Origin of the sequence: Shinella sp. HY16 (assembly GCF_028534175.1) — a bacterium.
GTDB lineage: Bacteria > Pseudomonadota > Alphaproteobacteria > Rhizobiales > Rhizobiaceae > Shinella.
In genome coordinates, this window is the sequence record NZ_JAHYXL010000001.1 from 186,840 (window position 1) to 200,953 (window position 14,114).

General features: G+C 63.7%; 11 protein-coding genes. 3 read left to right on the forward strand and 8 right to left on the reverse strand.

Going from position 1 to position 14,114, the window contains the following annotated elements:
- Positions 1–31 precede the first annotated feature (31 nt).
- From K0P03_RS01000 to K0P03_RS01035, 8 genes are all read right to left on the reverse strand, one after another.
- Positions 32–208 (reverse strand): hypothetical protein, encoded by a 177-nt coding sequence (locus K0P03_RS01000; RefSeq protein ID WP_156334041.1) that lies wholly within the window; start codon positions 206–208, stop codon positions 32–34.
- A 156-nt stretch (positions 209–364) separates the two neighbouring features.
- A complete protein-coding gene (locus K0P03_RS01005; RefSeq protein ID WP_024270202.1) occupies positions 365–589 on the reverse strand; it encodes a hypothetical protein in 225 nt (74 codons plus the stop codon).
- A gap of 80 nt (positions 590–669) precedes the next feature.
- The gene (gene rpsU / locus K0P03_RS01010; RefSeq protein ID WP_024270201.1) at positions 670–909 is read right to left on the reverse strand and encodes a 30S ribosomal protein S21; all 240 of its coding nucleotides are present in this window, start codon (positions 907–909) and stop codon (positions 670–672) included.
- 147 nt (positions 910–1,056) lie between these two features.
- Entirely contained in the window at positions 1,057–1,344 is a 288-nt protein-coding gene (locus K0P03_RS01015; RefSeq protein WP_272788682.1) for a cold-shock protein, read from the reverse strand.
- A 114-nt stretch (positions 1,345–1,458) separates the two neighbouring features.
- Positions 1,459–1,668 (reverse strand): cold-shock protein, encoded by a 210-nt coding sequence (locus K0P03_RS01020; protein ID WP_024270199.1) that lies wholly within the window; start codon positions 1,666–1,668, stop codon positions 1,459–1,461.
- 339 nt (positions 1,669–2,007) lie between these two features.
- Positions 2,008–4,215 carry an FAD-dependent oxidoreductase gene (locus tag K0P03_RS01025; RefSeq protein WP_272788683.1) on the reverse strand — a complete coding sequence of 736 codons (2,208 nt, stop codon included), beginning with the start codon at positions 4,213–4,215 and terminating at the stop codon, positions 2,008–2,010.
- Between the two features lie 191 nt (positions 4,216–4,406).
- Positions 4,407–5,615: an acetyl-CoA C-acetyltransferase gene (locus K0P03_RS01030; protein ID WP_272788684.1), complete on the reverse strand. Its 1,209-nt coding sequence runs from the start codon at positions 5,613–5,615 to the stop codon at positions 4,407–4,409.
- 66 nt (positions 5,616–5,681) lie between these two features.
- Entirely contained in the window at positions 5,682–7,478 is a 1,797-nt protein-coding gene (locus tag K0P03_RS01035; protein WP_272788685.1) for an acyl-CoA dehydrogenase C-terminal domain-containing protein, read from the reverse strand.
- 489 nt (positions 7,479–7,967) lie between these two features.
- Here K0P03_RS01035 and K0P03_RS01040 point away from each other — a divergent pair, with 489 nt between their 5' ends.
- From K0P03_RS01040 to K0P03_RS01050, 3 genes are all read left to right on the forward strand, one after another.
- On the forward strand, positions 7,968–11,882 hold the full coding sequence (locus K0P03_RS01040; RefSeq protein ID WP_272788686.1) for a peptidoglycan-binding protein: 3,915 nt from the start codon (positions 7,968–7,970) through the stop codon (positions 11,880–11,882).
- A gap of 513 nt (positions 11,883–12,395) precedes the next feature.
- Entirely contained in the window at positions 12,396–13,322 is a 927-nt protein-coding gene (locus K0P03_RS01045; protein ID WP_037405922.1) for a sulfite exporter TauE/SafE family protein, read from the forward strand.
- Complete coding sequence (locus K0P03_RS01050; RefSeq protein WP_023512412.1) at positions 13,319–14,113, forward strand: TIGR02186 family protein; 795 nt, start codon at positions 13,319–13,321, stop codon at positions 14,111–14,113. Before K0P03_RS01045 ends, K0P03_RS01050 begins: the two co-directional genes overlap by 4 nt.
- Position 14,114: the final 1 nt, after the last annotated feature.

A 14,114-nucleotide genomic window follows, 5' to 3' on the forward strand; every position in this document is an offset into this window, starting at 1 on the left:
GGGTCTTTGGGGAGGTCAGTCTGGGCGATGTTTACTTGCAGACCTTGATCTTCTTGATGATGACGTTGCCGTAGTAGTCGTAGGACTTCACCTTCTTGATGAAGCAATAGGGCTCGTAGCCGTAGCTGTAGTAGCCGGCCTGCGAAGGGGCCGCGAAGGAGACGGCGGCGACGAGGGCAACGGTGGCGGAAACGATGATCTTGCGCATGGGTCTCTCCTGATCTCTGTTAAGGATGAGCCTCTCTCATCCGGTGATCAGAAGGTCGCACATCGCCCGTCCGCCCGCTGTTCCGCAGGAAACAGGAGAAACGCTGCGCCGCCCGGCCGGTGCCTGCGCGACGGGCCATCCTTGTTGACGGCCGGCTCAGATGGTTGGTGAGGCTGGGCGCTTGCTGGATTTGCGGGCTGGCTTCGGCGGCGCCTCGACCGGTTCCTGTTGCATGCGCAGGGCGCGTAGCCGGGCGGTCTTCTTTTCCCGCTCGGTTGCTTCGGCAGCGATGATGGTGCGCGCCGTATGGTCGGTCGTGGCTGCCTTCTCCTGGGCGGAAAGCTTGGCGGGATTGAAGAATTTATCCTTGGTCGCGGTCATGATCTCTCCTTTCTGGAGTGATGTCCGACAGGGCGAGCCGGGCGGCGGAATGCACCACCCGGCGCTATAACGGGGAATGGTTAGCGGGCAGGGCGCACCGCACGCTTGGGTGCGGGCAGCAGCCCCTCGCGCTGCATTTTCTTGCGGGCGAGCTTGCGTTGGCGGCGAATGGCTTCCGCCTTCTCGCGCGCCCGTTTCTCGGATGGTTTCTCAAAGGCGCTGCGCGCCTTCATTTCGCGAAACAGACCTTCACGCTGCATCTTCTTCTTCAGCACACGAAGCGCTTGGTCGACATTGTTGTCTCTGACGAGAACCTGCACGATATGTCCTTTCTCTCGCGGCTTGCGCCGCACTGGGTGTAGATATGCCGCCGCGGCACCATCACTCTGCAAGGAGTGATTCAAGCCACCTAGGCGACCGCCACTCTCCTTCAACTGCCGTCACCGCTTGCTTCGCAAGCGATAGCGTCACTTACCGACGCGCATGCTCGACGGTTTTGGCCACGGACCGCTCTTGCCAGCGACGGTTGTCGTTATCCCGCTTGACGCGGGGCTACCACTTTCATCGCTATCAATATCGCTGTTTACGATGCGTCGCTCGAAATTCTCGTTGTCGATCTGCACCCGATACTGGGCTTCTCCATGGTCGGCGGGCAGGATGCCGATGATCCGGCATCGTTGCTCTCCCGTCACCGAGCGGGACCGGCTGGCCTTCAGAACCACTCGGTCGCCAATGGCATAGGTTTTCTGACCCATGGCACTCTCCTTCGAGGCTATGGAAACAAAAAGGCCGGGCGTTACCCCGACCTCTTCCCGTCATTCAACGCTCCGCCGCCAGTACATCCGTGGTCGGCAGGCGGAATGACAATCTTATGCGGCGCGAAGGTTGTCGGCCGAGTTCTTGCCGGACTTGCGGTCACGGACGATCTCGTAGCTGATCTTCTGGCCTTCGGCGAGCGAGCCAAGGCCCGAGCGCTCGACGGCAGAAATGTGAACGAACACATCCGTCGTGCCGTCATCAGGCTGAATGAAGCCGAAACCCTTGGTGCTGTTGAACCACTTTACGGTGCCCGAATTCATGATGATAACCTTTCCATCTCTAGTGTAATTGAACGATGTTTCGTCCATTTTGATCGATCTTGAAAGGAAATCTGACAGAGCTTGGAAGCTCGAAGACAAAGGTCGCAAGCAGTTTTCGACGGAACTCATATAAGGTCTATTCACGAATATGCAATGGCTGGGCGGGATTTTTTGAAAAATGTCCCCGGAAATCATCGAAAAAGCAGAAGAATCGCTGACTTCGTTCAGAATTAAATTTACGGTTTCGATTGTTTTATTTTCACCGCTACGCATGTGATCGAGGGGCTGAAACGAAAAAGGATGGCGGTGCGCCATCCTTTTCATTTCGATCAGCCTTCGTCAGGCTGCCTTCTTCGCCTCCGGCGCAAAGCGGCTGTAGAAGGTCTCATCCTTGGCAGCCATGTCTTTCAGCAGCGGTGTCGGCTGGAAGTGGCTGCCATAGTTGGCAGCGAGCGTCTCGCAGAGGGCGATGAAAGCCTTCACACCCATGCCGTCGATGTAGGATAGCGTGCCGCCGGTATAGGGAGCAAAACCGAAGCCGAGGATGGAGCCGACATCGGCCTCGCGCGGATCGGTGACGATGCCCTCTTCCATGGTGCGCGCGGCTTCCAGCGCAATGGTAACGAGCAGGCGCTCCTTCAGCACCTTGACGTCGACGCCGTCGGGCTTCTGCTGCGGGTAGAGGTCCTTCAGGCCCGGCCACAGCTTCTTCTTGGCGGGCTTCGGCGGATAGTCGTAAAAGCCCTTGCCGGCCTTTCGGCCGAGGCGGCCTTCGCCCTCCACCAGCTTGGTGACGAGTTCCATATGGCGTGGATCGACCGATTGCGGGCCAAGGTCGGCAATGGAGGCCTTGAAGATCTTGTAGGAAAGGTCGACGGCGACCTCGTCGTTGAGCGACAGCGGGCCGACCGGCATGCCGGCCATCTTGGCGGCATTCTCGATCATCGCCGCCGGCACGCCTTCGATCAGCATGTCATAGGCTTCGGCCATGTAGCGGAAGACGCAGCGGTTGACATAGAAGCCGCGTGTGTCGTTGACGACGATCGGCGTCTTCTTGATGGCGGCGACATAGTCGAGTGCGGTGGCGATCGCCCGGTCGCCCGTCTCTTTGCCGAGGATCACCTCCACGAGCATCATCTTGTCGACCGGCGAGAAGAAGTGGATGCCGATGAATTGCTCCGGGCGCTTCGAATTCCCAGCAAGCCCTGATATCGGCAGCGTCGAGGTGTTGGAGGCGAAAATGGCGTCTTCGCGCAGCACGGCCTCGATCTTCTCCGTGACCTCCTTCTTGACGTTGCGGTCCTCGAAGACCGCCTCGATGACGAGATCGGCATCGGCAAGGCTCGCGTAGTCGGGCGTCGGGGTGATGAGGGAAAGCAGCTTCTCGCCGTCTTCCTTCGTCATGCGGCCCTTGCTTATCGCGCCGGTGACGAGCCCCTGCGAAACGCTCTTGCCCTTGTCGGCCGCTTCCTGGTCGCGGTCGATGAGCACGACCGGGATGCCGGCGGCGGCCGTCACATAGGCGATGGAGGCGCCCATGAAGCCGGCGCCGACGACGGCGACCTTCCTGAATTCTGCCTTCGGCTGGCCGGCCGGCCGGCGGGCACCCTTGCCAAGCTCCTGCATGGAGACGAACAGCGACCGGATCATCGAGAAGGCTTCGGTCGTCTGGAGGATATGGGTGAAGTAGCGCTGTTCGATCCTGAGCCCCGTATCGAAGGGCACCTGCAGGCCTTCATAGACGCATTTGAGGATGGCGAGCGCGCCCGGATAGTTGCCGGCCGTCTCGCGGCGCAGGATGGCGGGCGCGGCAGGCCAGAGCTGGGCTGCGGCCGGTGTCCAGATGCCGCCGCCCGGCGCCTTGAAGCCCTTCTCGTCCCAGGACTGGACGGGCTTCAAGCCGTCCTTGATCATCTGCTTGGCGGCGGGGATGAGCTGGTCGGGCTCCACCACCTGATGCACGAGGCTCATCGCCTTGGCGCGCGCGCCGGTCAGCGATGAGCCGGTCGTCATCATCTGCAGGGCGTCCTGCGCATTGGCAAGGCGTGGCACGCGCTGGGTGCCGCCGGCGCCCGGGAAGATGCCGACCTTGACCTCGGGAAGCGCGATCTTGACCGACTTGGCACTCGAGGCGACGCGGCCGTGGCAGGCGAGCGACATTTCGAAGGCGCCGCCCATGCAGGTGCCGTTGATGGCGGCGACCCAGGGTTTGCCGCAAGTTTCCAGCTTGCGGAACAGCCAGGTCATGCGCCCGGTGGCCTCGAAGAGCTTTTCGACGGCGCTCGCCGGATCCTTCGCCTGTGCATCCTTGAGGAGGTCGAAGCTCGCCTGGATCATCGAAAGATCGGCGCCGCCGGAGAAGGAGGATTTTCCGGAGGTGATGACGACGCCCTTGACCGCGCTGTCCGCCACGACCTGGTCGATGATCTTGTCCAGCTCGTCCATCACCTCGATGGTGAAGACGTTCATCGACTTTTCCGGCATGTCCCAGGTGACGAGCGCAATGCCGTCCGCGTCGGTCTCGATGGTGAAGTTCTTGTAGCTCATGGTGGGATTCCTCTTCCCTGAAATCTTGTACGGAGCGGCCGTTTGCCCCTCATCCGCCTGCCGGCACCTTCTCCCCGTGAACGGGGAGAAGGGACATGCCGCGACGTCGCCGTTCCCCCTCGCCCCGCTTGCGGGGAGCGGGCGCGCCGAGCGAAGCGGAGGCGGGGTGAGGGGCTTTCATCGGCGCGCCCTCAGGCCCGCTCGATGATCGTTGCCGTGCCCATGCCCGCGCCGATGCAGAGCGTCACGAGGGCGGTGTTGAGGTCGCGGCGCTCCAGTTCGTCGAGCACGGTGCCGAGGATCATCGCGCCGGTCGCGCCGAGCGGGTGGCCCATGGCGATGGCGCCGCCGTTGACGTTGATCCTGTCGTGCGGGATGTCGAAGGCCTGCATATAGCGCAGCACGACGGCGGCGAAGGCTTCGTTGAGTTCGAAGAGATCGATGTCGGAAAGCTGCATGCCGGTGCGGGCGAGCAGCTTTTCCGTCACGTCGACCGGGCCGGTCAGCATCAGTGCCGGATCGGAGCCGATATTGGCGAAGGCCTTGATGCGGCCGCGCGCCTTCTTCCCGAGAATGTTGCCGCCTTCCTTCGAACCGAGCAGCACGGCCGCAGCGCCATCGACGATGCCGGAGGAGTTGCCGGCGTGGTGCACGTAGGTGATGCCCTCGATTTCCGGATGGGCCTGGATGGCGACGGCCTCGAAGCCGCCCATCTCGCCGGGCATCTGGAAGGACGGCTGGAGCTGGGCGAGCGCCTGCATGTCCGTGCCGGGGCGCATGTGCTCGTCATGGGCGAGGATGGTGAGGCCGTTGATGTCCTTCACCGGCACGACGGAGTTCTTGAAGTAGCCGTTCTGCCAGGCGTGCGCCGCGCGCTTCTGGCTTTCGACGGCATAGGCGTCGACGTCGTCGCGGGAAAAGCCGTATTTCGTGGCGATGAGGTCGGCGGAGACGCCCTGCGGCATGAAATAGGCCGGGAAGTTGACCGAGGGGTCCATGAACCAGGAGCCGCCGGACATGCCGAGACCGACGCGCGACATCGACTCCACGCCGCCGGCAATGACGATGTCGTCGGCGCCCTGCGCGATCTTGGCCGTGCCGAAATTCACCGCATCGAGGCCGGAGGCGCAGAAGCGGGAGATCTGCATGCCCGGCGCGCGGGTCGAGTAGCCGGCCTCGAAGGCTGCGGCCTTCGGAATGACGGAGCCGGCATCCATGACCGGATCGACGCAGCCCATGACGATGTCGTCGACCTTTGATGTATCGAGCCCGTTGCGATCGCGCACCGCTTCCAGCACCTTGGCGGCGAGGCGCACGGACGGCACTTCGTGCAGCGAGCCGTCCTTCTTGCCGCGCCCGCGCGGGGTGCGCACATGATCGTAGATGAAGACGTCGGTCATTGGTCTCTTCTCCCTAGCGGCGCTGAAACGCCGTCAAACTCGCAACGGGTCGTCTGATTCTTGAGGCTAGAACGCTTCGGCTGCCAGTTCCATCGTTGTGTCGGCGCCGGCCTCGATGCGGGTCTTGCGCAGGCCAGTTTCCGGCATCATCCGCTCCATGAAGAATTTGGCTGTGACGAGCTTGTTCTTCAAAAAGTCCTCGCGCTCGCCAGCGCCCGCCGCGAGGCCCTCCTCGGCGGCCTTCGCGATCTTCGCCCACATGTAGCCGACGGTGACGAGGCCGAAGAGGTGCATGTAGTCGGTCGAGCCGGCGCCGGCATTGTCGGGCTTGGCCATGGCGTTCTGCATGAACCACATGGTTCCGGCCTGAAGGTCGTTCAAGCCCTTCTTCAGGTGCTTGGTGAAGAAGGCAAGCCTCTCGTCATTGCGGTTCTCCTCGCAGAAATCGCCGATCTCCTTGAAGAGTGTCATGACGGCGCGCCCGCCGTTCATGCCGAGCTTGCGGCCGACGAGGTCGAGCGCCTGGATGCCGTTGGCCCCCTCGTAGATCATGGCGATGCGCGCGTCGCGCACATACTGGCTCATGCCGTGCTCTTCGATGTAACCGTGGCCGCCGAAAACCTGCTGGGCCATGACGGCATGATCGAAACCCTTGTCGGTCAGGACGCCCTTGAGGATCGGGGTCATCAGTCCGAGGATGTCGTCGGCCGCCTGGCGTTCCTTCTCGTCGGCGGAGCGGTGGGCGATATCGGATTTCAGCGCGGTCCAGAGCGTGAAGGCGCGGCCGCCCTCGGTCCAGGCCTTGATGGTCATCAGCGTGCGGCGGATGTCGGGGTGCACGATGAGGGGATCGGCCTTGCCATTCGGGTTTTTGACGCCGGAGAGCGAGCGGCCCTGCAGGCGCTCGCGGGCATAGTTGGCGGCGTTCTGATAGGCGATCTCGGCAATTGACAGGCCCTGCAGGCCGACACCAAGACGGGCCTCGTTCATCATGACGAACATGGCGTTGAGGCCCTTGTTCTCCGCGCCAATGAGGAAACCCTTCGCCTCGTCGTAGTTCATGACGCAGGTGGCGTTACCGTGAATGCCCATCTTGTGCTCGATGGCACCGCAGGAAACCGTGTTGCGGTCGCCCGGTGTGCCGTCGTCTTTCAGGATGTATTTCGGCACGATGAAAAGCGAGATGCCCTTGGTGCCCTCCGGCGCGCCCTCGATGCGGGCGAGAACGAGGTGGACGATATTGTCGGACATGTCGTGCTCGCCGGCCGAGATGAAGATCTTCTGGCCGGAAATCTTGTAGGAACCATCAGCCTGCGGCACGGCCTTGGTGCGCAGCAGGCCGAGGTCGGTGCCGCAATGGGGCTCCGTCAGGTTCATGGTCCCGGTCCAGGCGCCCTCCACCATCTTCGGCAGATAGGCGGCCTTCTGCTCGTCGGAGCCGTGCACGAGGATCGCGGCGATCGCGCCCTGCGTCAGGCCGGGATACATGGTAAGCGCCATGTTGGCCGAGGACATATATTCACCGACGGCCGTGTGCAGTACGTAGGGAAGGCCCTGGCCACCGAATTCCTCGGGAACCGCAAGGCCGATCCAACCGCCCTGGCGGTAGAGGTCGAAGGCTTCCTTGAAGCCCTTCGGGGTCTTTACCGTGGCATCGTCGTGACGCTTGCAGCCTTCCTGGTCGCCGGAAAGATTGACCGGAAAGAGCACCTCTTCAGCCACCTTCGCCGCTTCGCCGGCGATCGCCTCCAGCATGTCCCCCGTTGCATCGGCAAAGCCGGGCAGGTTGTTGTAGCGCTCGAGCGCCAGCACGTCGTTCAGGATGAAAAGCGTGTCATTCACGGGGGCTTTGTAGATCGGCATGCTCGAAGTCCTCACCTGTCCCGCGGACGCGAGTCCGCTCCTTGAGATCGGATACTATAAAACTTTGACGTTTGCGTAAACGTCAAAACAGAGCCGCGAAGAAATTTCGTCGGTCGGGAGGGCTGCGGGCGGGCGGTGCGGCGACGGACGGTTCGTTCGGAGCCTGTGGTTGTGCCGCAAACGGTCGCCTTTCCTCCCGAAGATCATTCTATGAGCAAATCGTTAAAAATTTTCCGGGGCAGTTAACTCCTTGTTTACCATGTTTCATGAATTGTGACGCCTGAGGGCGTGGGATCGGGAATCATTTGGACTTCCCTTTGTAACGGCCGGACGGACGGTCCGGTACAGACAGGGGCGATACTGTTTCCCATGGCACATGCAGTGTTTGACGGCGGAGATCCGCCAGAGTGGAAGAAAGGGCGCAGCCGGGCGGCAGCGCCTTCAGAAGTATCTCCCGGCAGGCCGCTCGGCCGCCAAAGCGAGGCGAAGATGAACGGATCGCGAAACCCGCAGCGTCACGGCGAAAGATCCTCGCTCGATGCGCTCAATCGCACCATCGAGGGGCTGGAAGCCCGTATCGAAGGCCTGATGGCGGGCGGGCGCGAGGCGCGCGGGCGCGGCGAGGAGCGTTTCGCGCCGCGCGGTGAGCACCCCCGTCAGGAGCCGGCGCGCGCGATCCCGCTGCGCGACGATCCGGTTTCCGAAATCGTGCAGCGCCAGCGTGCCATCGAAGGCGGTCGCGAACGCGTTGCCCATCGTCTGGAGCGCCGCCCGCTCTCGGCCGACCACTATGCCGCCGCCCAGCAGGCCCATACCGCCTATGGCGGCCCGCAGACTGGTGCCGCCTATGGCGGCCAGCAGGCGCATCCGGCCTATGGCCATCAGCAGACCGCACCCGCCCGCGCGGACAATTCCGTCGAGGACATCGCCAAGGCACTCGTCTCGCTGCGTCAGGACCTGAAGAAGGATATCGCCGACGGGCTGGAACGCGAGATGCAGTCGCTGCGCTCGGAAATCCGCGGCATCCGCCAGATGGCCGAGGGCCGCAACAACAATGACGACCTGCGCGAGGAGCTGCTGCGGCTTTCCACTGGCATCAACCAGCTTGGCCACCAGTCCGGCCAGACGGCCGGTCAGGCAGAAGGCCTGCGCGTCGAATTCGACGAACTGCGCTCCGTGCTCGATGGGCTTGCCCGCGAGGATTCCGTACGTCGCATGGAGGATCGCTGGAACGGCGTCGAGAAGAGGCTCTCCGTCTTCGACCAGACGCGCGACGACGAACTGGTGGCTCTTGCCTATCGGCTGGACGAGCTGAAGGGCCAGATCGGCGCGGTCAGCGCCACGCCGGCCATCCATGCGCTGGAAGGCAAGATCGAGACCATCGCCCGCGCCATCGACATGCTGGCACGCCAGGCGCAGCCGGATGACGGCCGCTTCGTCTCGGCCGTCACCTCGCAGTTCGAAGGGCTGGACGCCCGCCTCGACGAGATCAGCCGGGCGATTGCCGCGGCCGGCCGCATGCAGCAGTCGGCCATGGCCGACAACGGCATGATGCAGCGCCTCGAAGGCCGCATCGCCGATCTCGCCGACCAGCTCGATTTCATTGCCCAGCGCCCGGCGCCCGCACCGGACCAGGGCCTCTCCTTGCGCATCGAAGCACTCGCGAGCCGCATCGAGGACCTGTCGAACGAACGCACGGCGCTTCGTCTCGAAGAGCGTATCGAGCAGCTCTCGCAGATGCTGGAGCAAAGCCAGCAGGTCGCTCCCGCCCAGGGCAACGATGAGCTTGCCTATTACCTTTCCGACATTTCCCGCAAGATCGACGCGCTCGACCAGGGCAGCGTCAACGACCAGCTCGCCGAGCGGCTGGACGCGCTTGCCCGGCGCATCGACAATCTCGATGCACCGACAGGCAGCCCGTTCCAGGAAGACCGGTTCGCCCATATCGAGGATCGCCTCTCGGCGATTGCCGACCGCCTCGATGCGACCAGCGTCGCGCCGGTGGGCGATCATGAGGCATTGCGTGGCCTGGAGGCGCAGATCGCGCATCTTTCCACGCTGATCAGCACGCCGTCCGCTGCCGTCGCGCAGGTCCCCTCCGAATTTGAGGGCCGTCTCGCGACGATCGAGGATTACATGGCGACCAACGACGAATACATCGTCGAGGCCGCCCGCCAGGCGGCGGAAGCCGTGATGGAGGCCTACCGCCACGCCGGCCCGACGGCGGCGGCCAGCACCGACATGGAAGCGATCGCCGGCCTTGCCGATGACCTGCGCGCACTGGAGGAACTGACCCGCTCGAGCGAGGAGCGCACTGCGCGCACCTTCGATGCGCTGCACGACACGCTGGTGCAGATCGCTGGCCGCCTCGAGCAGCTCGACGCCCCGCGCGAAACCTTCGGTCGCCGCGAGGCAGCCATGCCGCGCGCCGAAATGCCGGCGATGGATGTGGAGCGCCACGCCGCCCCCGCCTCCAGCATCTACGGCAACGACTACCCTTTTGACGACGACGGCTTCGGCACCCGCGAGACCCGCAAGGCCGAAGCCGAGGCGACGCAGGAGGAAAGCCGCTTCGCCGAGATCGAGGTCGAGAACATTCCCGTTCCCGAGCGTCCGGCCCCGGAAGAGGCACTGACGGACGAGCCCGTTGCTCTTTCCGCCGACCAGCCGGCTGGAGCTCAGCCCAAGACCGGCCTGCTCGCCGGCCTGAAGCGCCGCTTTGCGCCCGGCCGCAAGGAAACCGCTCTGCCGGTCGAACGCCAGCAGATCGATCCGACACCCTCGATCGATCCCACGGACGAACTCGCGCCGGAAGAGGCGAACCAGCTGCTGGAGCCGGGCTCCGGCGTGCCTGACGTCCGCCGTATCCTTGAACGCGTTCGTGCCGGCCAGGCTTCGGCCACGCAAGCGACGGCAGGTGGCGAAGGCGATCGTGTGGCCATTCAGATCGCCGCTGCCCGCCGTGCTGCCCGGCTTGCTGCCGAAGAGACGGATACGATCTCCCGCGTCGCGCCCGCCAAGAAGACGGAAAAGCTGGCAAAGGGCGAGAAGCCTGCTTCGGCGCTGTCGCGCCACCGCCGGCCGATCCTGCTCGCCGTCGGCGCCGCGCTGCTAGCGATCATGTCCTATCCGCTGATCAACACGCTGGTGGCCGGCGACGAGGCTCCGGTCATTGTCGAGCAGACCGCCAACGTCACGAACGAGACGGCTCCGGTCGAGACCACGACGGGCACCGGCGAGGCTGTGACCGCCAATACCGCTGCAGCGCCCGTCGTCAGCGAGGAGGTCGTGACGGATCCGGCTCCCGTCGAAAGCGGCAATGTCGAGAGCGGGGATGCGCGCAATCTTGGTGATACGCAGACGAATGCCGGCGCCGAGCCGACACCGACCCAGACATCCGCCACCGGCAGCCAAGCTCTGACGGCTCCGGCTGAAACGACCGATGGTGCGGCCACTGCCGGCTTCGAGCCGGTGACGGCGCCGGAAACCGCCGTCGCCGAGGAGACCCAGCCGGTCGACCAGACGCAGACGGCCGCAATCGTGGTTCCGGAAGCAATCACCCCGGCCTCGCTCTCCAAGGCGGCAACGGAGGGCGATGCGCTGGCGCTGTTCGAGATTGGCGCGCGTTACACGGAAGGCCGTGGCGTTGCGACGGATCTTGCGGAAGCCGCCCGCTGGTACGAGCTGTCCGCTGCCCGCGGCTTTGCGCCCGCCGAGTACCGCCTTGCCAACCTCTACGAGAAGGGCCAGGGTGTCGAGCGTGACCTGCCGCGTGCCCGGGAACTCTATGAGATCGCGGCGAACAAGGGCAATGCGAGCGCCATGCACAATCTCGCCGTCCTGCTGGCGACGGGGGTCGGCACCCAGCAGCCGGACTTCGACGCTGCCGCCAAGTGGTTCCAGAAAGCCTCCGAGTTTGGCGTGCGCGACAGCCAGTTCAACCTCGCCATCCTCTATGCGCGCGGCAACGGCGTGAAGCAGGACCTGGAAGAATCCTACAAGTGGTTTGCCATCGCCGCTCGCGACGGCGACAGTGATGCGGGGTTGAAGCGCGACGAGGTGGCCAATGCCATGGCTCCCGAGCAGCTTTCCAGCGCCAAGGCCAAGGTGGAGCTGTGGAAGGCGCAGCCTCTCGACGAGAAGACCAACTCGGCGGACCTGCCCGACGAATGGGTCGGCAAGCCGACCAAGACCGCCAGCGTCGACATGAAGAAGGCGATCCGCAACATCCAGGCGATCCTCAACAACAACGGCTTCAACGCCGGTACGCCTGATGGCGCGATGGGCAAGAAGACGGTCGCCGCCATCAAGGCCTTCCAGAAGTCCGTCGGCCAGAAGGAAACCGGCGAGATCGACGATGCGCTGGTGACGGAACTCCTGAAGCGCAACAAGCAGCCGAGCTGATCGGCGGATTGCCGGAGGGGCCTCGAAAACGGCTTCTCCGGTTGACTTGTTCCTACCCTGCGGGCATGACGCTCACCACAGCGCGGCACACCGTTCACGATGTGCTACGGACGCTGTGGCATTTTGTATTTGCCGCAGGATTTCATCCTTAAATCGGCCCCGATTTCAGGAATGATGCGGTAGAAATTTTCATGCCGCCCCAAGATGATACGCGCTCGAGAAACGTTATCATTGAAGAAGGTGGCAAGCGCAGTTCCAGCTGGCATGCAAAACGCGGTTTTGCGTCCGGAACTGTACAAATGAACAGGGTGCGCCGGAAGGCAGCGCCCCGTGATCGATCCTTGCGTGATGCAAGGCGCAACCGGCCGCCGGAGGGGCTCTCCTTCACGCGGCGGGGCGCTTCCTTATATGCGCAGCCTGCCGGAGGGGAGCCGCGACGGCAGGCGAAACGGACAGCGGCCGCCGGATGTTATGAGCCCGCGCAAGCGGAAATTTGCCGATCGGGGTATTGTTGTGACTGTCTATCTGCCCATTGCAGAGCTCTCGGTGAACATTTTCATCATTCTGGGCATGGGCGCGGCCGTCGGCTTCCTCTCCGGCATGTTCGGGGTCGGCGGCGGCTTCCTCATCACACCACTCCTCATCTTCTACAACATCCCGCCGATTGTCGCCGTTGCGACGGGCGCCAACCAGGTCGTCGCCTCCTCGATATCGGGCGCGCTCTCGCATTTCCGGCGCGGCACGCTGGATGTGAAGCTTGGCACGGTGCTGCTCTTCGGCGGCCTGGCAGGCGCCACGGTCGGTATCTGGATCTTCTCGCTCTTGCGCAGTATCGGCCAGCTCGATCTCGTCATCTCGCTGCTCTATGTCGTGCTGCTCGGCACCGTCGGCACCCTGATGCTGCTTGAAAGCATCCGGGCGCTGCGCCGCGCGGCGAAAAACCAGCCGGTCTCGCTGCGCCGGCCCGGCCAGCACAGCTGGGTGCATCGCCTGCCTTTGAAGATGCGCTTCAAGAAGTCGAAGATCTACCTGTCCATCATCCCGGTCGTCGGCCTCGGCTTCGGCATCGGCATCCTCACGTCCATAATGGGTGTCGGCGGCGGCTTCATCATGGTGCCGGCCATGATCTATCTCCTGCGCATCCCGACCAATGTCGTCGTCGGCACCTCGCTGTTCCAGATCATCTTCGTCACGGCCTATACGACGATCGTGCAGGCGACCACGAACTACTCGGTCGATATCGTGCTCGCCTTCATCCTGATGGTGGCAGGCGTGATCGGCGCGCAGTACGGCGTGCGCGTTGGCCAGAAGCTGCGCGGCGAACAGCTGCGCGCCCTGCTGGCGCTGCTCGTCCTCGCCGTCGGGGCCCGCCTTGCCGTCGATCTCGTCGTTGCGCCGGCCGATATCTATTCCGTGGTGAGCGAGGGGGTCTATCGATGAGAGCCGTCGCTGCCCTGCTCCTCGGCCTGTTCCTCGTCCTTCCCGCCGCCGCCCAGGTGCTGGAAGACAAGCCGGTCGATTTCCCGGAAAAGCTTGAGATCGGCATCTCCACGGACGAGATTGCGATCTCCTCGGATTTCCGCGGCGCGGATCTGACGATCTTCGGCGCCATCGAAGGCTATGATCCGTCTCTGCTCGCCCAGCGCAAATATGATATCGTCGTGGCGCTGGAAGGGCCGAAGGACAACAATACGGTGCGCGTCAAGGAGCGGGTCTTCGGCATCTGGGTCAACCGCCGCTCGATGACCTTCGAGCTTGTGCCGGAATCCTATTCGCTGTCGAGTACCCGGGACGTGGAGACGATTGCCGAACCGGCCATGCTCAACGGCGTCGGCGTCGGCATCCAGCATATCCGCCTGTCGCCGATCGGCTATGTCGGCGACGGCAGCAAAATCACGGAATTCCGCGAGGCCTTCCGGCGCCTCAAGGAAAGCGGCGGCTTCTACCAGCGCGACCCGGGCGGCGTACAGTTCATCAGCGCGAGCCTGTTCAAGGCAACGGTCAAGCTGCCGGCCAGCGTGCCGAACGGCACCCATGTCGTGCGGGCGCACCTCTTCCGTGACGGCGTCTTCATCGCCGAGAAGGCGCTGCCGCTGCGTGTGATGAAGACGGGCATCGAGCAGATGATCTCCAATGCCGCCTACAACAACTCGCTGGCCTATGGTGCCTTCTCCGTCATCCTTGCGCTGCTGACCGGCTGGCTCGCCAGCGTCGTCTTCCGCAAGGACTGAG